We start from the raw sequence: 20,816 nt of genomic DNA, 5'->3' as shown, positions 1-20,816 counted from the left end.
TCAGAGCGCATGCGCAAACGTTCGGCTGTCGCCCTTGCCGGCTTGGCCGCCACCTTCCTCGCCACGCCGGCCGCCGCCCACGAGCCCGGTCCGGAGTTCCGGCGGCTGGCCACCTTCCCCGCGTATCTGAACTCGTCGGCCGGCGACACGGCCGCCGCCGAGATCTCCACCGTCACCGCGGACGGCCGCACGGTCGTCTACACCGACAGCCCGGGCAAGCGTCTCGGCTTCGTCGACATCACCGATCCCGGCCGGCCTCGGCCCGGCGGCACCCTCGCCCTCGACGGCGAGCCCACCTCGGTGGCGCACCTTGGCCGCCTGTTGCTGGCCGGCGTGAACACGCGGGAGAGCTTCACCGACCCGTCCGGCAAGCTGGTCGTGATCGACGACCGCAGCCGCACGGTGCTCCGGGAGATCGACCTCGGCGGCCAGCCCGACTCGGTCGCGGTCGCGCCGAGCGGCCGCTACATCGCGGTGGCGATCGAGAACGAGCGCGACGAGGACGTCGACGACGGCGCGATCCCGCAGCTCCCGGCCGGCTACATCTCGGTGATCGACACCAGGACCTGGACGGCCTCCCGGGTCGAACTCACCGGTCTGGCCGCGGTCGCCCCGACCGACCCCGAGCCCGAGTACGTGAGCATCAACTCACGCGACGAGGCGGTCGTCTCGCTGCAGGAGAACAACCACGTCGCGATCGTGTCGCTCCGCTCCGGCAAGGTCGTCAAGCACTTCCCGGCCGGTCAGGTCACGGTGTCCGGTGTGGACACCAGGGATGACGACGCCATCACCCTGGACGGCACGATCACGGCCAAGCGGGAGCCGGACGGCGTCGCCTGGATCAACGACGACATGTTCGCGTCGGCCAACGAGGGCGACTACGAGGGTGGCTCGCGCGGCTGGACGATCTTCTCGCGTGACGGCAAGGTCGTCTGGGACGCGGGCAACACGCTCGAGCACATCGCCGTCGAACACGGCCTCTACCCGGACAAACGCTCCGACGCCAAGGGCATCGAGGTGGAGAACGTCGCGTTCGCCCGGATCGGCCCTACGCCGTACGTGTTCGTCAACTCCGAGCGCGGCAACTTCACCGCCGTCTACGACGTGTCGAACCCGTGGCGGCCGAGGTTCCGGCAGCTGCTGCCGACCACCAACGGTCCCGAAGGGGTGGTTGCCGTGCCGTCGCGCGGGCTCGTCGTGGTCTCCAGCGAGGAGGAGATCCCGGACGCCAACATCCGCGGCTCGGTGCAGATCTTCGGGCTCGGCCACGGCGGGTTCCCGTCGATCGTCTCCGCCCGCGCCATCCCGTTCGGCACGTTGTCGGGGCTGTCCGCGGTCCCGGGCAAGCGGTCCCAGCTGGTCTCGGTGACCGACTCGGCGTACACGCCGACCCGGATCCTGACGATCGGCACCGGTTCGCGGCCCGCCACCATCGTGCGGGAGCTGACCGTCACCAAGAACGGCCAACCGGTCGGTTACGACGCCGAGGGCATCGTGGCCCGCAAGTCCGGCGGTTACTGGCTGGCCAGTGAGGCGCCGGATCTGGTGGTGCGGCTGGACGAGAAGGGCCGGGTCCAGCAGGAGATCGCGCTGCCCGCCGACATCGCGGCCGCCGTCACCGGCAACGGTTTCGAGGGCGTGGCCGAGACCGGCGACGCCGTGTGGGTCGCCGTCCAGCGCCCGCTCCGGACCGACCCGCAGAACGTCGTCCGGATCGGGAAGCTGGACCTGGGAAGTGGCGCCTGGTCATGGCTGCTCTACCCGCTCGACACCGCCCCGACCGGCTGGACCGGCCTGTCCGAGCTGGTCGCGGTCGACGGCAACACGTTCGCGGTCATCGAGCGCGACAACCAGCGCGGCCCCCAGGCCTCGATCAAGAAGATCTACGAGTTCGACGTGCCGGCGTCCTGGACCGGCGCCCCGACCGTCCGGAAGAGACTGGTCCAGGATCTGCTGCCGCTGCTGCGGGCGGACCGCGGCTGGGTGCAGGACAAGGTCGAAGGGCTCGCGATCGCCGGTGACGGGCGGACGTACGCCGTCACCGACAACGACGCCGTCGACGACGCCACCGGCGAGACCGTCTTCCTGCGCCTGGGCCGGGTCCTGTAGTCAGACCAGCTCGGCGGCGGTGAACATCGTCGTTCCGGACGCCCGTCGGTAAGCCGATGCGAAGCCCGCCTCGCCCAGCGCGGCGCGGGCTTCGCCGGTGATGCGGTCGACGTCCGGCACCGACAGATCCCGCGACCCCCGTACGGCATCGGAAGCCCCGAGCAGGAAAGCCGCCCGTTCCGGGTTGTTCTCACGCAGCTCGAGCTCGGCCAGCCCGACCAGGGTCAGCGCGATCACCGGGGAGTCCCGGGACTCGACCGCCGTCCGCACCGCGTCGGTGTGGCTGCGCCGGGCCCCGGCCAGGTCACCGCCCGCGGCGTCGATCAGCCCCCGGGTGTGCGACGCCATCGCCCGGAACTGTGGCAGCGCGGACGGGTGGCGCATCCAGTGGACGGCCGCGTCCATGCATCGGCGGGCCTCCTCGAGGTCGCCCTCCATGCGGGCGAACGTCGCCGTTCCGTACGCCACCGACGCGATCACCTCGGGCAGGTCGACCTCCTCGGCCGCCTGCCGCGCCTGCTTGAGCGTCGCCCGCGCCTCGTCGGCCTCACCGGCCAGCCACAGCTGATGGGCCAGCTTGACCACCATCTGCGGCAGATCCTCACGGATGCCGACCTCGCGGACCAGCGCGATCGCCTCGCGTTGCCAGCTGACCGCCCGGGTGAAGTCGCCCTGAGCCGCGGCCATGTCGCCCAGAGCGCTGAGCGCGAAACCCAGCCCCCAGCGTTCACCGATCGTGCGGAAGCCCTCCAGCGCCTCCCGCATCTCGGCCTCGGCCACCTCGGCGCTGTGCCCGAAGTTCAGCCGCAGCTGCGACGTGAACAGCTTGGCCACCGCCCGCAGCCACGGATCGGGGTCGTCGAACAGCGGCTCGATCAGCGCGAAGCCATCACCCGGCGCGGCCCGCTCGTCGAACATCGCGGCCAGGGCCGGAAGCAGCCGCAGGGCCGGATGCTCCGGCAGGCGACCGGCGCTCAGCCGCTGCGCCGCCCGGAAGTTCATCTCGATCAGGTCGACCGGCAGCCCACCTTCCAAGCCGTTGATCGCCGCGTAGGTGTGGACCAGCGCCACGTCCTCGTCGGCGGCGTCGCCCGGCATCGCCGCGACCTCGACCGCCAGCTGGGCGCCCTCCGGCCGGTGCCCGCTCAGCCACCAGTACCAGCCCAGGCGGGCCACCAACGCCGCCGCCGTGACCCGGTCGCCCGCGTCGATCGCGGCCCGCACCGAGGCCTGCATGTTGTCGTGCTCGGTGGCCAGGCGGGGCAGCCACACCAGCTGATCGGAGTCGCGCAGGTGCGGGTCGGCCGTCGCGGCCAGATCGAGCAGCCAGCGCGTCACCGCCAGCCGCTGCGACTCCGACTCGCCCGCCTCGGCCAGCCGCTCCAGGCCGTACTCGCGAATCGTCTCGAGCATGCGGTAACGACCGTCGGGGCCGAGCACGAGCAGCGACTTGTCGACCAGGGCGGCCACGGTGTCCACATCGGCCCCGCACACCCGCTCGATCGCGGCCAGCTCGGCGCCGCCGTGGAACAGCGCGAACCGCCGCCACAGCCGCCGCTCGGGTTCGCCGAGCAGATCCCAGCTCCAGTCGACCACCGCGCGCAGCGTCTGATGCCGGGGGAGCGCGGTGCGGCTGCCCCCGGTGAGCAGGCGGAACCGGTCGGCGAGGCGATCGGCCAGCACGGTCACGGGCAGGGTGCGCAGCCGGGCGGCGGCCAGCTCGATCGCGAGCGGCATGCCGTCGAGCGCACGGCACACCCGTACGGCGGCCGGGGTGTTCTCCTCGGTGAGGACGAAGCCCGCGGCGCGATCGAGCAGGAGGCGTACGGCGGGATAGGCGCAAGCGGACGACGCTGCCGCACCCACCGGCGGGAGGGCCAGCGGCTCGACCGGAAAGAGCCGTTCGCCCGCGATGCCCAGCGGCTCGCGGCTCGTGGCCAGCAACGTCAGCGTGGGAGCGGCCCGCAGCAACTCGTCGGCGACCTCGGCCGCCCCGGCGATCAGATGCTCGCAGTTGTCGAGGATCAGCAGCATCGTGCGGCCCGCGATCACCTCCCGCAGGCCGGTGCGCGCGCTGCGGCCCGGCCGGTCCAGCACGGCATGACCGCGCCGGCCCAGGGCGGACAGGATGGCCTGCGGAATCTCCGCCGGATCGGTCACCGGGGCCAGCTCGACCCGCCACACCTCGCCCGGCACCCCGGCCCCGGCCTCTACCGACAGACGGGTCTTGCCACTACCACCCGGCCCGATCAACGTCACCAGGCGGTGGCTTCGCAAAAGATCCCGTACGGCGGTCACATCGGACTCGCGGCCCACGAAGCTGCTCACCTCGGCGGGCAGGTTGCCCCGCTTCGTCTCGCCGCGCAGCAGTTTCAGGTGCAGTTCCCGCAGCTCCGGCGAGGGGTCGGCGCCCAGCTCGTCGGCCAGGCGGGCACGGAACGACTCGTACGCCTCGAGCGCCCGGCCCTGATCGCCCTCGTCGCGCAGCGCCCGCATCTGCAGCGCCACCAGCGACTCGTCGAGCGGGTCGGCGGTCAGCAGGGCCTCCACCTCGCCCAGCACCGGACGCTTCCCGAGTTCGTCGGCGAGGCGTTGCTTGAGCGCCTGGCGGCGCAGGCGTTCCAGACGTACGGCGTCGGCCCGCGCCACCTCGGGGAACTCCAGGTCACCCCGCCAGAACCGCAGCGCCGCGACCGGATCGGTGGGGGCCAGCCGGGCGAAGACGTGCGCGTCCACCTGCTCCGGCTCGACGGCCAGCCGATACCCGTGCGGCGTGGCCTCGACGGTGAGTTCCGGGGCGGCCCGCCGCAGCCGTGACACCAGCGCCTGCAACGCGTTGCCCGCGGCGGCCGGCGGCTGCTCGCCCCACACGCCGTCGATCAGCCTGTCCGCCGACACGACCCGACCGGCGTCGAGGGCGAGCAGGGTCACGAGCGCGCCGAGGCGGGCCCCCGAAACGGCGCGGCCGCACAGCTCGACCGGGCCGAGCACCGCGATCTCCACCCGTACGATTCTGCCCGACAGCTCGCGGCCCGCCCCGTCGGACGTGGGCCAGATGTACTTACAGCTCGCGGCCCGCCCTGTCCGAGGCCGGCCACAAGTACGGCAAGTCGTCCGGGACGTCGGGGCCGAACAGCGGACGGTAGAACTCCGGGTCCTTGCGCAGCAGCGCCGACTGGTGACTGTGGTGCACGGCCGGGTCGCCCAGCCACGGTGGCAGCTCGCCCGCCTTCGCCAGAACCTCCTGCGTACGGATCTCGGCCCCCGTCCCGAGGTCGGCCAGCAGCGTCGCGGCGGTGGTGTCGGCCCGGCCCGTCGCTGTCCAGACGTCGGCCATGTCGAGGCCGTAGCGCACCAGCGCCTCCTCGTACCCCCGCCACATCTTCACGGCCGGGTGGTGCCGCCACCCGTACCCGGGAACGGTCAGCCCCCGCAGCACCTGCACCGTCTCGACGCGCTGCTTGCCGAGCCGCTTGGCGTCGAGCACCTTGGCGGAGGCGACGAAGTCCGCGTACGGGAGGAAGGTCTGCACCCCCTCGACGCTACTGTGGGCTGGTGAGAATTGCGGACGTGCCCGAGAAGGAGCGCTTCGAGGCCCGGGACGACGACGGCGCCCTGCTCGGGGTGATCACCTATCAGCTGACCGGCAACGTGATCGCCTACACCCACACGCGGGTGGAGCCCGAGGCCGAGGGCCACGGCGTCGGCGGCGAGCTGGCCCGGGCTGCCATGGAGGACGCGGTGGCCCAGGGCCGGCTCGTGGTGCCGATCTGCCCGTTCCTCGGCTCCTGGCTCGACGAGCACCACGAGTACGACAAGGTGGTCGCCCGTCAGCACCGGCGCGTCAAATAGTTCGCCCGGCTCCTCGCTTCGCGGCGCCACTCGCGGGCGTAGTTCTCGGCCGGCAGTTCCAGGTCGGCGGTGGTGAGGGCCGTCGCCGGCTCGGAGGGGCAGCGCGTTCCTGTCGGCTGTCATCGGCCCTCCGCTGTCCCGTGCGTCGATCCCCGCGCGACCTGGACGTCCGGAACCAGCGAACAATGACAGCGACCCGAGACGGAAGTCCCTTTGCCTCCGTGAAAGGCCGCGCGTCGGGGTCGGCCGGGGAGGTTGGGCGTGGGCCACGCCGGAGGCGACGCTCTCACGAGAACGGGCTGACCGGCCGTTCCAGCGGCACCCCGTCCAGCACGATGTCGACGCGCTCGTTGAAGAAGCAGACCAGGTCCCGGATCTTCGGCATCTCGGGGATCGGCTCGGGGTAGCTCCACGCGGCGTCGGCCAGCGCCGGGTGCGACCAGTAACGGGCCACACCCTTGTACGGGCATCGCGTCACGGTCTCGCTCGCGGTCAGCAGCTCGCTCCGCACATCGGCGAACGGCAGGTAGTAGCGCGTCGGCAGCGACGTCTCGAACACGATCACGGGCCGCGTGCTGTTCGCCACCTCGTCCCCGCCGACGAACACCTGCACCCGCCGCGAGCTGCGCACGGCGTCAACCCGATGCCGCGGCGACCTGGCGTGCACGAAGACCTGTTCGTCCTCCTCGTACCAGTCGAGCGACTCCCACGAGAACGTCACATGCCCGTTGAGCTGCTCGAAACGGTCATCCGTCCAGGCCGCGTCCGCCGCCCGCCGCCCCGCCGCGACGACCGTCCAGCGGCCCGCCGTGCCTTCCTCGAGCGCGTCATCGCGCACGTCCTCGAAGGGCACAAAGTAGGTCGGGAACCCGCGCTCAGAGATCTCGTCGAGCAGCCACGCCCGGCTGCTGTCAGCCACCACAGTGCCACCCAGGCGAACCCGCACCCGCCGCGGCGTCCGCTCAACAACGGGCGCGGGCGGCTCGAACTCAGACATGCCTCTATCTTCCACTCACGTGTGGATCAGTTCCGCCGCCTTGCTGGCCGCCCTCGACATCACCACCCTCCGCGTCGAGGGCCGCGTTCTGCCCGTCCCGGCCCACGGCCGCCTCGTCGTTGTCTGGTCCTCAGCCGACCCACCTACCGCCGAGGCCTGCAACTCCTCGGACGAGAAGGTCGCCACCGTGCGTCTCTGAACCGCAGACGTACGCCGGGTCTCCTCCCGCCACCACCCTCCACCGAACCCGCGGCGCCTCGCGACCCGCGTGATTGTCCGGGCCGTAGCGCGCGACCGGGACGTTCCCGACGGCCGGGCACGACGCGTGCACGCCTGAGTCCGCTGCGAACACGACGGAGGCGACGCCTGCACCGAGCGCGACGACGGACAGGAGCACCCGAACAGCGAAACGGCGGCCACGCCGGCCGGAGCCGGGCGTGACCGCCGTTTGCGACGTCGTCAGGGATCAGACGTTGTAGTACATCTCGAACTCGTGGGGGGTCGGGCGGAGGCGGACCGGGTCGATCTCGTTGGCGCGTTTCCAGTCGATCCAGGTGGAGATCAGGTCGTCGGTGAAGACGCCGCCCGCGGTGAGGAAGTCGTGGTCGTTCTCGAGGCTGTTGAGCACCGCGTCGAGCGAGCCGGGGACCTGCTTGACGCTGCCCCATTCCTCCGGCGGCAGGTCGTACAGGTCCTTGTCGATCGGGGCCGGGGGCTCGATCTTGTTCTTGATGCCGTCGAGGCCGGCCATCATCTGGGCCGAGAACGACAGGTACGGGTTCGAGGACGGGTCGGGCACCCGGAACTCGACGCGCTTGGCCTTCGGGTTGCTTCCCGTGACCGGGATGCGGGTGCAGGCCGAGCGGTTGCGCTGCGAGTAGACCAGGTTGACCGGGGCCTCGTAGCCGGGCACCAGGCGACGGTACGAGTTGACCGTCGGGTTGGTGAACGCCAGCAGGCTGGGCGCGTGGTGCAGCAGGCCGCCGATGTACCAGCGGGCCGTGTCCGACAGACCCGCGTAGCCGGTCTCGTCGTAGAACAGCGGCTCGCCGTTGAGCCAGAGGCTCTGGTGGGTGTGCATGCCCGAGCCGTTGTCGCCGAACAGCGGCTTTGGCATGAACGTGGCGGTCTTGCCGTGTTCCCAGGCGGTGTTCTTGATGATGTACTTGAACATCTGCATCTGGTCGCCGGCGTGCAGCAGGGTCGAGAACTTGTAGTTGATCTCGGCCTGGCCGGCGGTGCCGACCTCGTGGTGCGAACGCTCGACGGTGAAGCCGACGTCGATCATGCGGCGGACCATGGCGTCGCGCAGGTCGCTGTAGTGGTCGACCGGCGCGACGGGGAAGTAGCCGCCCTTGTACGCGGTCTTGTAGCCGCGGTTGCCGCCTTCCTCCTCGCGGCCGGAGTTCCAGGCGCCCTCGATCGAGTCGATGTAGTAGAACGACTGGTGCGCGGCGGTGGAGTGGCGGATCGAGTCGAAGATGTAGAACTCGGCCTCGGCGCCGAAGTAGGCGGTGTCGGCGATGCCGCTGGACGCCAGGTAGGTCTCGGCCTTCTTGGCCACGTTCCGCGGGTCACGCGAGTAGGCCTCGCGCGTGAACGGGTCGTGGATGAAGAAGTTGAGGGCCAGCGTCTTCTGGATGCGGAACGGGTCGACGAAGGCCGTGGTGACGTCCGGCAGCAGCATCATGTCGGACTCGTGGATGGCCTGGAACCCGCGGATCGAGGATCCGTCGAAGGCGAGACCGTCGGTCACCACACTGTCGTCGAACGACTCGACCGGCATGTTGAAGTGCTGCATGACACCGGGCAGGTCACAGAACCGCACGTCGACGAATTTGACGTCCTCGTCCTTGAGGTATCGCAGGAGTTCCTCGGGATTGGCGAACAACACGTCCTCCTGGCACACGATTTCAATACCGGGGCGGCGTGGTTCCGCCGCATGGCTAGGCTGGTCGCGACGCTATGGGGCGGGAGTTGCCCAGGCGTATCCCTATTGTTTCCGTCGTGTTACGGCGTCTGTGACCAACACTCGCCAGGCGAGGCTATCGCGCCGGACGGGCCCGTGTGCCGGGTCGCCGAAACCGCCCCGGTTACGCTGGTGGCATGGCTGGCAAGGCGGACGGCGCGCTCGATCACGGCACGATGCTGACGGCGTCGTTCGGCCGCCGGCTCGGGGCGCTGTTCATCGACTGGGCGGTGGCCACCGTGATCGCGGCCGCGCTGGTCGACGACCTGCGCGCCAACCCGTGGCCTCAGCTGGGCGTCTTCGTCCTGACGCACGCGTTCTTCGTCGGACTGTTCGGACAGACCCTGGGCATGGCTCTGGCCCGCATCCGCTGCACCTCCATAACGGACGGTGGCGCGATCGGCATACCCCGGGCCATCGTGCGGGCGCTGCTGCTGGCCCTCGTGATCCCCGCGATGATCAACGACGGCGACGGCCGTGGCCTGCACGATCGCGCCGCCAAGTCGGTCATGGTCCAGCGTCCCTGAAGTCAAAACCGTTCCCCCGTACGCCGTGAGGGCCGCGACGAGTGCCGATGCGCTCGTCGCGCGCCTGGTCGCGTACGGGGGAAACGGTCTTGATCGTGGTCAGCGAGGGCGCTGCTGGCGGAACGCGCCCTTGCTCGGGCGCATGTTCTTGGGGATCGCGCCCTTGGGCATCTGGGGGCGGGCCATGAGCGCGCCGAGACGCTTGTCGAGCGCGTTGACGTCCTTGCCGGTGAGGTTTCGCGGCAGGCGCATCATCGTGGTGCGCAGCTTGCGGACCGGCAGCTGGCCCTCGTCGGCGCCGATCACGTAGTCGTAGAGCGGCGCGTTGCCGATCACCTTGGCCAGGCGGCGCTTTTCCTGTCCGAGCAGGCCACGGACGCGCTGCGGGTTGCCCTCGGCCAGCAGGATCACGCCGGGCCGGCCGATCACCACGTGCACCATGTCGAACTGGGTGGTCGACGCGGCGGCCGGACGCACCCGCCAGTCACCGCGCATGTTCTCGATCAGCGAGGCGGCCGCGCCGGGCTGGCCCTCGGCCGCGTTCATCATCGCGGCGTTGGACCGCAGGTTGAGCACGATCACGGCGGCCAGCAGGGTGACCATGATGCCGATCGCCAGGTAGATCCAGCCGAACAGGATCACCAGGAGGACGGTCAGGGCGAGCGGGATGAGCACGGCCGCCAGCAGCAGCGGCACGAACCATTTGTCCTGCTTTGCCGTGAACGAGAACACCTGACCGATCTGCTTCAGGCGCGTGCCGAACGACACCTTCTCCTGGGGTTTTGCCATAACTCGAAAGTGTAGTGGGGCGGGCACGTCTTACGCGGGGCGGGAGGCCGCCCCCGATGCGTAAGGGGGTGGGGCGGCCAAGATGAGGCAGCTTCCCCATGCCGGGCCGGGGCCTTCCGGCGAAGAGTCGAAGTCAGCAACCGACGGCTCTTCGAGGGAGAAGCAGATGTTTCCGTACAACGACCCCTACACGATGCTCGACCTGCAGCGGCAGCACGCGGACGAGCTCGCCCGTCAAGCCGCCCCCCGCCGTGCCGGTTCCGGTCCGGTACGCCGCTTCGGCCGGTGGCCACGCCGGTCGCGGGCGGTGGAACAGCCGGCCCGGGCCGCGGTCGTATGACGGCCGCGACGTTCGGGGGGCCCGGGCCGGCCGCCGATCTCGGGTTCGAAAACCTGTCGTACCCGCATGGCATGCTCGACCTCATGACGGCGCAGGCCCACAGCGAGGTTCTCGTCGGTCGCGAGGCCGACCTGGCCGTGCTGCGCGACGCTTTGAAACGGGCCCGCCACGCCGAGCCGTCGACCGTGCTGGTCGGCGGCGAGGCCGGGGTGGGCAAGACCCGCCTGGTCGAGGAGTTCTGCCGCGGCCTCGACCCCGGCTCCGTCCGTGTTCTGGCCGGGCAGTGCCTCGAGCTGGGCGAAGAGGGCCTGCCGTTCGCGCCGTTCGCGGGCGCTCTGCGCGAGCTGCTGCGGGCCGGGGGCCGCGAGGTCCTCGACGGCCACGAGCAAGAGCTGGCCCGCCTGCTGCCCGAACTGGGGCCCCCGCCCGAGGCCGACGCCCGTCGCGGCCTGCTCTTCGAAGCCGTCGCCGCCGTGCTCGGCCGCGGGCCGCTCGTCCTGGTCATCGAGGATCTGCACTGGTCCGACCGCTCCACTCGCGACCTCATCGCGTTCCTGGTGCGGGCGGCCCGACTGCCCCAGCTGCTGCTGATCATCACCTACCGCACCGACGAGTTGCACCGCGGCCATCCGCTCCGGCCTTTCCTGGGCGAGCTCGACCGCGTACGGGGGGTGTTGCGCCTCGAACTCGACCGGCTCGACCGTGAGGGCACTGCCGAGATGCTGGGCCACCTGCTCGGCGCCGAGCCCGGCCCGCGCCTGGTCGACGCGATCAACGAGCGCGCCCAGGGCAACCCGTTCTTCATCGAGCAGTTCGCCGGCGCCGCCGACCCGGCCTGCGACATCCCCGGCAGCCTGCGTGACCTGCTGCTGGCCCGCGTCGACCTGCTGCCCGAGCCGGCCCAGCGGGTGCTGCGCGTGGCCGCGGTCGGCGGCACCCGCTTCGGTCACGAGCTGCTGGCCCGCGTCGCCGGCATGGACGAGGCCGCCCTCGAGTCGGCGCTGCGGGTGGTGGTCGCGGCCCAGTTCGTGATGGTCGACGGGGACGGGGATTACGAGTTCCGCCACGCGCTCGTCCGTGAGGCGGTGCACGACGACCTGCTGCCCGGCGAGCACTCCCGGCTGCACGCGCGCTACGCCCAGGCGGTCGAGGCCGAGCCCCACCTGGTCGCCGCGGGCCGCGCCGCCGCCGAGGTCGCGCACCACTGGCACGCCGCCAAAGACCGGCCGCGCGCCCTGGTCACAGCCAAGATCGCGGCCGACGAGGCGAAGTGCCGTTTCGCGTACGGGGAACAGGCCCGCCTGCTCGACAGGGTGCTCCAGTTGTGGGAAGAGGTGCCGGACGCCGAAACCCTGCTCGGCCTCGACCACCTCGACCTGCTCGAGGAGTCCGCCATGGCCGCGGTCGACTCGGGGGAGTACTCCCGGGCGCTCAGCCTGACCCGGGCCGCGCTCGGCGATCTCGACTGCGAGGCCGAGCCGCTGCGGGCCGGTCGGCTGCTGGTGCGCCGGGCCAAGCTGCTGCGCAGCGCCGGCAAATCCGACGCCGCCGCCGAGTGCGACGAAGCGTTTCGCCTGCTCACCCGGGCGCCGCACGGTCCCGAGCGGGTGCGGCTGCTGGCCGAGCTGGCCCACCTCATCTCGGCCGTCGACGGCGACCGCGGCGCCGAGGTGGCCCAGGTCGCGATGACCGACGCCAACGAGTCGGGTGACCTGGTGGCCATCGTGTCGGCCGAGGTGGCGTACGGGTCGTCCTGCTCCGGCCGGCAGACGGCGAACGAGGCCCTGCCCGTCATGCGCGAGGCAGTCGACCGGGCTCGCGCCGCCGGCGACTTCCCGAGCTTCACCCGCGGGCTGATCAGCGTCTCCGACTCCCTCTTCGAACTGGGCCGCTACGAGGAATCCGCGGCGGCCGCGGCCGAGGGCCTGCCCGACGCGGGCCGCATCGGTGTCGGCCGCACCACCGGCGTGTACCTGCTGGCCAACCACGCGGAGGCGCTGATCGCCCTGGGCCGCTGGGACGAGGCCGACACCCGCCTGGCCGAGGCCGCCCGCCTGGACCCGCCCGAGAGCATGGCCCTGCCCTGGCTGCGCCTACGGGCCCGTATCCGCCTGGCGCGCGGCCGCGACGACGCCGAGTCTTTGGTTGCCCGCTCGCTCACGTTTCTGCGGCGGCCCTACCTGAGCACGGAGGGCCGGCTCGCCACGCTCGATCTGGGGTTGACGGCCGCCCTCACCGACCCTGATCCGGCGGTTGCCGTGCGGACGGCTCTCGCCGCGCTGGCCGAGCCGTCGTTCGAGGTCTTGCCCCGCTACGCGTGGTCCTTGCTGGCCCATGCGGCCGCAGCAGCCGCCCGAGCCGGTTACGCGGTTTCCTCGTCGGGCGCGGCCGGCTCCTCGTCGGGCTTGCCCGATCTGTCGCTTGCCGCGCGGGTTGCGGAGATCGCCGCACGCCTGCCGCAGCGTTATCCGGCCGAGCGGGCCTTCTCCGCCGAGACCCGGGCCTTCCTCGAGGGCGGCGCAGGCGAGTGGGCCGCGGCCGTCGAAGCGTGGCGTTCCGACGGCCACCGCCACGAGCTGGCCTCCGCCCTGGTGAGGCTGGCCGAGGCCCACGCCGCCGCGGGTGACCGTTCCTCGGCCGCCGACGCCATCGCCGAGTCGGTGGCGATCGCCTCGGCCCTGGGCGCCACCCCGCTGGTCGAGGCCGCCGACACCCTCAACCGCCGTCTCGGCATCCGCCCGGCGTCCACCCCGGTCCCCGACCGCGACGAGTTGCTGACCGCCCGCGAACGCGAAGTCCTGCGCCTGGTTGCCGAGGGTCACACCAATGGCCGCATCGCCGCCGACCTCTACATCTCCCCGAAAACGGCGAGCGTCCACGTGTCCCGCATCATCGCCAAGCTCGAGGTCTCCAACCGAGGCGAGGCTGCCGCGGTCGCCCGTCGCCTGGGCCTGCTCGACGACTGACTCCGCCCCGTGGCCGTTGCTGTGCTCGGCGAATTCAGACGGTCGAAGCATTTGCCTCTACGAGTTCGGCGAATATCTCGGAGGGCTTCTTCCAGTTATGGATCTTACGGGGTCGGTCATTGATTTCGGAAGCCACCATCGCTAAATATTTCGGATCGGCCGTGATCGGGACGCCTTTCGGGAAGTATTCGCGCAGGATACGGTTCGCGTTCTCGTTGCTGCCGCGCTGCCACGGCGAGTGCGGGCGGGCGAAGTAGACCGGCAGCCCGGCTGCGGTGATCCGGGCGTGGCCGGCCATCTCGGAGCCACAGTCCCACGTCAACGACTTCGCGATCTGCGGCGGCAAAGTGCCGGCGGCGGCGATCACCGCGTCGCCCACGGTCAGCGCGTCGCGGCCGGACAGCGGGACCAGGACCACGAACCGGGACGTCCGCTCGACCAGCGTCGCGACCGCGGACTTGCCGGCCTTACCGATGACGAGGTCGCCCTCCCAGTGTCCCGGGACCTGCCGGTCCTCGGCCTCGGCGGGACGTTCGTCGAGGTAGCGGGGCTCGCGGATACGCGGTGCCGGGGCCGGGCGCGGACCCGAACGGCGGGCGGTACGGCCGGTGCGCAGCTTCAGCAGCTCACGGGCCAGGGTGGACACCGGCTGGGCGTACATCCACTGGTAGATCGCTTCGTGGGACACCCGTACAGCCTGATCGTCGCGGTAGTCGTACGGCAACCGGCCCGCGATCGACGCCGGCGACCAGCCGCCCCTCAACAGCTGCTTGACCACCGTCTGCAGCCGCGGCGAACGATCAACCGCGTACGCCTTCGGCCGCTGCCGGCCTACGGCGGCCGTCTCGTCAGCGGCGACCGCCCGGTACTGCGCCCGGCCGCCGTGCCTGGCGACGTCCCGGGAGACCACCGAGGGGTTCCGGTCGAGCAACCGGGCGATCTCCTTGTATTCCAAGCCTTCGGCCAGGCCGCGGGATATCTCTTCCCGATCGGCCAAGGTCAACATGTTGCGCACGGGCGAGAATCCTGTCCCACCGACCCGTCAAGATCAAATGCTACGACCGGCTGAACTCGCCCTCTTCTTTGGTGGCTGCGCCGACCGTGGTGGCCGGCGCAGCGGACAGCGGGCTGGTGCCGTTGTGATCGGTGTCAGATCTCGGAGACTGTCAAGTCGTCGAACTCGCCGCCCCTGACTCCGTCCAGGAATGCCGTCCATTCGGCCGCAGTGTAGATAATCATTTCGCCGTCAGGTTGCTTGGAATTCCTGACGGCGATCATGCCGCCGCCTGCCGGAGCGACCTCCACACAATTCCCCCCCGAACTCTTTTTCGCTGTACGCCACAAGAGTTCGCGTCGGTCAACATCACGAGTTGTCATTTTCGCCTTCTAGAGTCCCGCCCTTGCGGAACGGATGATCTTCCGCGACTCTTGGTCATTTGCGGATATGGACATGAGGGTATCGAAATTCTCTCGGCATCCATCGACGACGCCCGCCCTGTCGACCAGCACCTGACCGAGCGGACCCTCGACGTACACCAGGTTTCCCATCCACTCCTGAGAAAAGTTCAAGATCGTGAATGGACCGTCCTGGGCCGGGTGCGCACCGGCCTCGAACGGGAGTACTCGCAGTGTGACGTTGTTGCGTTCGGACATCATGAGCAGATGATCCAGCTGCTTGCGCATGATGTCGGGGCCACCGACCCGCCGCAGCAGAACGGCCTCGTCGATGACCGCCCTCAGGACCGTCGCTTGTTTGTCGCTCGTCCCGGCCAGGATCCCTTGCCGAGTCAAGCGGGTGTCGACGAGCTGAGACAAACGCAGCGGCGAGAAATCCGACCGCACCGGCCGGATCGCCTCGATCGCGTATTCCTCGATTTGCAGCAAACCGGGCAGAACTGAGTTTTCGAAGTCCTCAATAACGCTCGCCGCGCTTTCGAAACTGACGAACGTCTTCGTTTCGGGTTCGAGTTTGTAGTCTTCCCACCAGCCGCGACGCCGTCCGGCCCTGGCCAGGCCAACAAGGCGCTCGGTCGTCCCGCTGTCCAGTGAATAGGCGTGGCAAAGTGCTTTGACGGTGTTCACCACCGGTAGCCTCGTGGCCGTTTCGAGCCGGCTCACTTGAGCCTTGTCGACTTCGGCGGCCTTCGCGGCTTCCGCGATGGTCATCTCGGCAGCATCGCGATAGTGCCGCAACGCGAGAGCGAGCTCGCGTCTCAAGATCGGAGGACTGGGTGAACCAGCCACGGCACCTCCCTCCGCCTACCATCTGAACTTTACTGCGTCAAGACGGGTCTCTTCGCAGCAGCCGCGTCGAAGATACTGTGTCAATTTCTGCGTGGCAATTGCCAGGCGAGTATTTGACATCGACACTGAGTGTAACGCTTCGGCCACGATATCCACCGCACGATGATCTTCACCGTCAAAGTGTCGTGCCGCAGTTGGTCGGCGGCCCGGCCGAAGCAGGAAGAAGGGCGCCCCGGAGGCAGCCGGAACGCCCTGTGACCTCAATCCCCCGCAAGGCGTGTTACATCACGAGAGGACGAGTCGTGTACAGGTTAGTACTCCAGCCGCAGTTCCCCCAACCACTTGCACTTCTACGGATCGGATTGGGGCGCGCTGGCCGGCCTTCCGTTCCCCCGCACGAACGACGACCTCTTGATCAAGACGGGCGCCCGACTTCCGCCGACGTCCGGAATCAGCTCGCGGAGAGCCGGCTCGGTGGTGGCGCCGTCCAGCCCTCTCCTCAAAGGGTCTTCTACGCCGGTCCCCGAATCATCGTCACCAGCCACTACATCGAGACTGAAACGGACCGATTCCTGGTTCGAGAGCTTCAGGTCATCGAACGCGTCCACATCAACACCCACGCGGCCTTGTCGGTTGCCGCGATCTGCGGGGCGCTCGACCTGGCTCTGGGATTTGTCCTCGCCGCTGCCTATGGATCCGAGGCGATGGTGGCGGTCGGCGGGACTGCCGCCTTCGGCACTGCGATCGCCCTGGTTGTGGATCACCGGCGTAACCCGCAGTGGATGACCTTGCGGGCGTTCTACCGGGAACGAACGGCAGTCCTGTTCCAGTCGCGCCAGAAGCAGGAATTCGAGCAGGTTCGGAGGGCGGTCGTCCGCGCCGTCGAGGCGAACTTCGGGCTTTCCGCCAAGTAGTGGAATGTGCCGCCTGTGGAGGATGGTCCCGCGGTGGCGAAACTGGCGCTTTCGGGTACGACGCGACGACGAGCGCCGTGCGAGCTGACGCGGCCGGGCCTCGCGCGGTGCTCTGACGCGGCCTGGGCCTCGCGCGGTGCTGATTACGAGGGCTCGCGCAGGGACCTCAGCACGCGGACCAGCAGGATGATGCCGCCGCCGATGAGGACCAGGCCGAAGGCTATGGCGATGACGCTGCCGATGCTCATGTTCTTTTTGGCCACGGCGACCAGGGATTCGGACGTGTCCTCGGGGGCGGGGTAGCCGACGGCCGGTGGGTCCATGGTTGTGACCGTGCTGGGCGCGCTGGGGACGGGGGCCGACGGTGACGTGGTGGCGGACAGGGGGGTGGTCGGCAGCACGGCGGGGGCGGACGGGGGTGGCGGCGCTGCCGAGTCGCAGCCGCTTGCGGGTGGGCGCCAGGTTCCCACGTACGAGGTGAAGTTGCTGTCCCTGATCGTCAGTGAGCCGCCCCGGGGGCCGTCGACCCTGGTGGAACGGCCGGGCGCCAGGCGGGTGAGGCGGCCGCTGACCAGGAAGACCGCGCTGACGTTGGCGCTCGTGGCGTTGGCGAGCGTGGCCGTGAAGGTGCCGTCGCAGGCGTTCACGAAGGTGACCGTGGGGGCGGGTGCGCAGTCGACGGAGCCGCCGCGGTAGTGGGCGAGCGGGCCGGCGGAGCGGCTGCCCGGGGCGCCCAGCGTTCTCGAGCCGTACGGGCTCTCGGGGGTTGCGGCTTCGTCGAGCAGCTCGGCGCCGAGCACCGCGTCGACAGTGGCCCGGCACGGTGGTACGACGACGTCGAGGTTGACCGTGCGGTTGGTGGAGGTGATCGTCTTGCGGTCGGTCGAGTACACGAACTGGCCCCGGTTGCCGCTGCCGGCCGTGTAGGCGACCAGCGCGAACGCCTGCTTCTGCCCGGCGCAGAGGGGGCGTACGGAGGAAATGGTTGTCTTGCCGGAAATGCCGCTGAACGTGTGCCGGAAGGTCGCGGAGGCGGCGGAGGTGCAGGGCTCGGCGGCGGAGACGGCCGAGGCGGTGCCGGCGCCGGGTGCGGTCACCGCTGTCGCCGCGGCGAGAGCAAGCATGAACCGACGCAGCCTCATAAAAGTAACTTCGGCGGAAATATCCGACTTGCTTAGCAGGCCGAGGAGTGAGGGGCGTGCGGCCAATTGGCTGCGGCGCGGTGAGGGCTTACGGCAAATCGGCGGGCGGCGCGGCGTGCGAGGCGTACGGCCAATTGGCGGGCGGCGCGGTCAGGGGCCTACGGCAAATCGGCGGGCGGCGCGCCGTGCGAGGCGTACGGCCAATTGGCGGGCGGCGCGGTCAGGGGCCTACGGCGAGAACGATGATGCCCCGGTCTCCGGGCGAGAACCGGGGCATCGGGAAGCAGGGATCAGCCGCGAGCCGCCAGGGCCTGCTTGTAGAGGCGGCCCGCCCGGTAGGACGAGCGCACCAGCGGCCCGCTCATCACGCCGGCGAAACCGATCTGCTCGGCTTCCTCGCGCAGCTCGACGAACTCTTCCGGCTTGACCCAGCGCTCGACGGGGTGGTGCCGCGGGGTCGGGCGCAGGTACTGCGTGATGGTGACGAGCTCGCAACCGGCGTTGTGGAGGTCGCGCAGGGCCTGGGAGATCTCGGCGCGTTCCTCGCCCATGCCCAGGATCAGGTTGCTCTTGGTGACCAGGTCGGCCGCGCGGGCCTGCGTGATCACGTCGAGGGAGCGCTCGTAGCGGAAGCCGGGGCGGATGCGCTTGAAGATGCGCGGCACGGTCTCGACGTTGTGGGCGAGCACCTCGGGCGCCGAGCCGAAGACCTCGGCCAGCTGGCCGGGGTCGCCGTTGAAGTCGGGGATCAGCAGCTCGACGCCGCAACCCGGCTGGAGCTTGTGGATCTGGCGGACGGTCTCGGCGTAGAGCCAGGCGCCGCCGTCGGGCAGGTCGTCGCGGGCCACGCCGGTGACGGTCGCGTATTTCAGGCCCATCGTGGCGACGGACTCGCCCACGCGGCGGGGCTCGTCGGCGTCGAACTCGGCCGGCTTGCCCGTGTCGATCTGGCAGAAGTCACAGCGTCGCGTGCATTGGTCGCCGCCGATCAGGAACGTGGCCTCGCGGTCTTCCCAGCACTCGTAGATGTTGGGACACCCGGCTTCCTGGCAGACCGTGTGCAGGCCTTCCTTCTGCACCAGCCCGCGCATCTGGGTGTATTCCGGTCCCATCTTGGCTTTGACCTTGATCCACGGAGGCTTCCGCTCGATGGGAGTTTCGGCGTTGCGCGCTTCGATGCGCAGCATGCGGCGGCCCTCGGGAGCAATAGTCACAGGGTCGAGATTACGCCTGAACGGGCCCCTGCCTAGACAGGGGCGACGAGGCTCACGTGACGTCTCGTGTGACGGCCACCACACGCGCCGTGTTAAATGCCTTTCGCCCCCGCGTTGCCCCCTGTTAACGTCGCCGGACGGCGCTGAAGGAACCAAGTAACGCTCCGATTTGTCGGCCGAGAGAGTCACCACAGGCTGTGAAGGTGGCCCGACGCCGGAGCGTGAAGACACTCCCGAGCCGAGCACGACAAGAGGCGCTCGTGAGGGCGCGAAGGTGTGGTGGCACCGCGAGGATCCCGCTCGCCCACGCCTCCCTGGGGCCGCGTTGCAGCAACCAGAGGAGGTCCAAGCCGTGCAACGCATCCTCTCTTCCCAGCTCCCGGCGCATCCGCACGAGACCGTGACGATCGCCGGCTGGATCCGCCGCCGCCGCCTGCTCAAATCGGTGGCCTTCCTGATCGTTCGCGACGCCGAGGGCCTGTCGCAGGTCGTCGTCGCCGAACCCGAGACTCGTGAGCAGCTCGAACACCTCACCGAGGAGAGCGTCGTCGAGGTCATCGCGACGGTCACCCCCAACGAGCAGGCGCCCGGCGGTGTCGAACTGACAAGACCCAAGATCCGAGTGCTGTCCGCCGTACGGTCGCCGTTGCCGTTCGAACTGCACCGCCCGGCCCTCGCCGCCGCATTGCCGACCCAGCTCGACCACGCCGCGCTGGCCCTGCGGCACCCCGCCCGGCGGTCGGCGCTGCGGATCGCGGCCACGGTCACGGCCGGTTTCCGGGCCGCGCTCACCGAGCAGCGATTCGTCGAGATCCAGACGCCGAAAATCGTCGCCTCGGCCACCGAGTCCGGCGCCAACGTCTTCCGGCTCGACTATTTCGGGCGCCCGGCCTATCTCGCGCAGTCGCCGCAGTTCTACAAACAGCTCATGGTCGGCGTCTTCGAACGCGTCTTCGAGGTCGGCCCGGTCTTCCGCGCCGAACCCAGCGACACCGCGCGGCACCTCGCCCAATACACGTCACTCGACGCCGAGATGGGTTTCATAGCGGACCACCGCGACGTGATGGCGACGCTGACCCGCACCCTCGCCGTCATGACGGAGCCGCTTTTCGAAAAACCGATCGTGCCCGCCGAGATCCCCGCCGTGCATTTCACCGAGGCGTTGCGCATCGCCGGGGCGCCCCACGACGAGCCCGACCTGGCCCCCGCCCACGAGCGGGCCGTGGGCGAATGGGCGCGGCGCGAACACGGCTCCGAATTCGTCTACGTCACCGGATACCCGATGCGCAAACGCCCCTTCTACACCCACCCCGACCCGGCCGACCCCACGTATTCAAACGGCTTCGACCTGCTTTTCCGAGGCCTGGAAATCGTCACCGGCGGCCAGCGCCTGCACACCTACGAGGACTATGTCGAGGCGCTTACCCGGGCCGGCGAGCCCCTGGAACCGTACGGGGGTTACCTGGACGGTTTCCGCTACGGAATGCCCCCACACGGCGGCTGGGCCATCGGCCTGGAACGCTTCGTGGCCCGCCTGACCGAAACCCCGAACGTGCGCGAGGTGACCGCCTTCCCGCGCGACCTGCACCGCATAACCCCATAAACCCATGCCGTACGCGTCGTGGGGCCCCTCAAATCCCCGAGGGGCCCCCGCCGCCCGGGGTATTGGGCCTTCGCCGCGGACAGATCGCACCCGACGAGCCACCCAGAAACCGCCCGCTCCGGAGCCCAACCGCCCGCCCTACGCCGACAA

18 protein-coding genes are annotated in these 20,816 nt (G+C 70.0%); 8 read left to right on the top strand and 10 right to left on the bottom strand.

The window, feature by feature from the left end; all coding sequences use genetic code 11:
* Nucleotides 1-9: 9 nt before the first annotated feature.
* On the top strand, nt 10-2,109 hold the full coding sequence (locus tag C8E87_RS07515; protein ID WP_133872414.1) for an esterase-like activity of phytase family protein: 2,100 nt from the start codon (nt 10-12) through the stop codon (nt 2,107-2,109).
* Here the strand turns inward: C8E87_RS07515 and C8E87_RS07510 are convergent, their stop codons facing one another.
* Both C8E87_RS07510 and C8E87_RS07505 read right to left on the bottom strand, forming a co-directional pair.
* On the bottom strand, nt 2,110-5,112 hold the full coding sequence (locus C8E87_RS07510) for an AfsR/SARP family transcriptional regulator (RefSeq protein WP_133872413.1): 3,003 nt from the start codon (nt 5,110-5,112) through the stop codon (nt 2,110-2,112). It abuts the gene before it with no gap.
* A 58-nt stretch (nt 5,113-5,170) separates the two neighbouring features.
* The gene (locus C8E87_RS07505; RefSeq protein WP_133872412.1) at nt 5,171-5,641 is read right to left on the bottom strand and encodes an MSMEG_6728 family protein; all 471 of its coding nucleotides are present in this window, start codon (nt 5,639-5,641) and stop codon (nt 5,171-5,173) included.
* Between the two features lie 23 nt (nt 5,642-5,664).
* On the opposite strand from C8E87_RS07505, the gene C8E87_RS07500 reads away from it, so the two are divergent.
* On the top strand, nt 5,665-5,961 hold the full coding sequence (locus tag C8E87_RS07500) for a GNAT family N-acetyltransferase (RefSeq protein ID WP_239080688.1): 297 nt from the start codon (nt 5,665-5,667) through the stop codon (nt 5,959-5,961).
* Nucleotides 5,962-6,247: 286 nt separating this feature from the next.
* Here C8E87_RS07500 and C8E87_RS07495 read toward each other — a convergent pair whose 3' ends face one another.
* Entirely contained in the window at nt 6,248-6,958 is a 711-nt protein-coding gene (locus tag C8E87_RS07495; RefSeq protein WP_133872411.1) for a DUF427 domain-containing protein, read from the bottom strand.
* A 19-nt stretch (nt 6,959-6,977) separates the two neighbouring features.
* Between C8E87_RS07495 and C8E87_RS07490 the strand changes: the two genes are divergently transcribed.
* A complete protein-coding gene (locus C8E87_RS07490) occupies nt 6,978-7,157 on the top strand; it encodes a hypothetical protein (protein WP_133872410.1) in 180 nt (59 codons plus the stop codon).
* A 267-nt stretch (nt 7,158-7,424) separates the two neighbouring features.
* Here the strand turns inward: C8E87_RS07490 and glnA are convergent, their stop codons facing one another.
* Nucleotides 7,425-8,849 carry a type I glutamate--ammonia ligase gene (gene glnA, locus C8E87_RS07485; protein WP_133872409.1) on the bottom strand — a complete coding sequence of 475 codons (1,425 nt, stop codon included), beginning with the start codon at nt 8,847-8,849 and terminating at the stop codon, nt 7,425-7,427.
* 215 nt (nt 8,850-9,064) lie between these two features.
* On the opposite strand from glnA, the gene C8E87_RS07480 reads away from it, so the two are divergent.
* Nucleotides 9,065-9,454, top strand: coding sequence for an RDD family protein (locus C8E87_RS07480; protein ID WP_133872408.1), 390 nt, complete (start codon nt 9,065-9,067; stop codon nt 9,452-9,454).
* A 99-nt stretch (nt 9,455-9,553) separates the two neighbouring features.
* Here C8E87_RS07480 and C8E87_RS07475 read toward each other — a convergent pair whose 3' ends face one another.
* Nucleotides 9,554-10,243, bottom strand: coding sequence for a DUF4191 domain-containing protein (locus C8E87_RS07475; RefSeq protein ID WP_133872407.1), 690 nt, complete (start codon nt 10,241-10,243; stop codon nt 9,554-9,556).
* 166 nt (nt 10,244-10,409) lie between these two features.
* Between C8E87_RS07475 and C8E87_RS43535 the strand changes: the two genes are divergently transcribed.
* Together C8E87_RS43535 and C8E87_RS46300 are read left to right on the top strand one after the other, a co-directional pair.
* Complete coding sequence (locus C8E87_RS43535; protein WP_166661108.1) at nt 10,410-10,583, top strand: hypothetical protein; 174 nt, start codon at nt 10,410-10,412, stop codon at nt 10,581-10,583.
* Nucleotides 10,584-10,666: 83 nt separating this feature from the next.
* The gene (locus C8E87_RS46300; RefSeq protein ID WP_279536852.1) at nt 10,667-13,549 is read left to right on the top strand and encodes a helix-turn-helix transcriptional regulator; all 2,883 of its coding nucleotides are present in this window, start codon (nt 10,667-10,669) and stop codon (nt 13,547-13,549) included.
* A 34-nt stretch (nt 13,550-13,583) separates the two neighbouring features.
* On the opposite strand, the gene C8E87_RS07465 is transcribed toward C8E87_RS46300, so the two are convergent.
* The 3 genes from C8E87_RS07465 to C8E87_RS07455 all read right to left on the bottom strand — a co-directional run bounded on the left by C8E87_RS07465 (nt 13,584) and on the right by C8E87_RS07455 (nt 15,793).
* Nucleotides 13,584-14,555 carry an IS30 family transposase gene (locus C8E87_RS07465; protein ID WP_239080771.1) on the bottom strand — a complete coding sequence of 324 codons (972 nt, stop codon included), beginning with the start codon at nt 14,553-14,555 and terminating at the stop codon, nt 13,584-13,586.
* 143 nt (nt 14,556-14,698) lie between these two features.
* Complete coding sequence (locus C8E87_RS07460) at nt 14,699-14,926, bottom strand: DUF397 domain-containing protein (RefSeq protein ID WP_133872404.1); 228 nt, start codon at nt 14,924-14,926, stop codon at nt 14,699-14,701.
* A 9-nt stretch (nt 14,927-14,935) separates the two neighbouring features.
* Nucleotides 14,936-15,793 carry a helix-turn-helix domain-containing protein gene (locus tag C8E87_RS07455; RefSeq protein ID WP_166661107.1) on the bottom strand — a complete coding sequence of 286 codons (858 nt, stop codon included), beginning with the start codon at nt 15,791-15,793 and terminating at the stop codon, nt 14,936-14,938.
* A gap of 302 nt (nt 15,794-16,095) precedes the next feature.
* Here C8E87_RS07455 and C8E87_RS07450 point away from each other — a divergent pair, with 302 nt between their 5' ends.
* Entirely contained in the window at nt 16,096-16,707 is a 612-nt protein-coding gene (locus C8E87_RS07450) for a DUF6232 family protein (RefSeq protein WP_133872402.1), read from the top strand.
* A 143-nt stretch (nt 16,708-16,850) separates the two neighbouring features.
* Here the strand turns inward: C8E87_RS07450 and C8E87_RS07445 are convergent, their stop codons facing one another.
* Together C8E87_RS07445 and lipA are read right to left on the bottom strand one after the other, a co-directional pair.
* Nucleotides 16,851-17,831 carry a hypothetical protein gene (locus tag C8E87_RS07445; protein WP_166661106.1) on the bottom strand — a complete coding sequence of 327 codons (981 nt, stop codon included), beginning with the start codon at nt 17,829-17,831 and terminating at the stop codon, nt 16,851-16,853.
* A gap of 308 nt (nt 17,832-18,139) precedes the next feature.
* Nucleotides 18,140-19,036 (bottom strand): lipoyl synthase, encoded by an 897-nt coding sequence (gene lipA / locus C8E87_RS07440; protein ID WP_133876682.1) that lies wholly within the window; start codon nt 19,034-19,036, stop codon nt 18,140-18,142.
* A 379-nt stretch (nt 19,037-19,415) separates the two neighbouring features.
* On the opposite strand from lipA, the gene aspS reads away from it, so the two are divergent.
* Nucleotides 19,416-20,666, top strand: a complete 1,251-nt coding sequence (gene aspS, locus C8E87_RS07435; protein ID WP_133872400.1) for an aspartate--tRNA(Asn) ligase — start codon at nt 19,416-19,418, stop codon at nt 20,664-20,666.
* Nucleotides 20,667-20,816 lie beyond the last annotated feature (150 nt).

The organism is Paractinoplanes brasiliensis (genome assembly GCF_004362215.1).
Lineage (GTDB): Bacteria > Actinomycetota > Actinomycetes > Mycobacteriales > Micromonosporaceae > Actinoplanes > Actinoplanes brasiliensis.
This window is presented reverse-complemented; position numbering and strand designations above follow the sequence as displayed.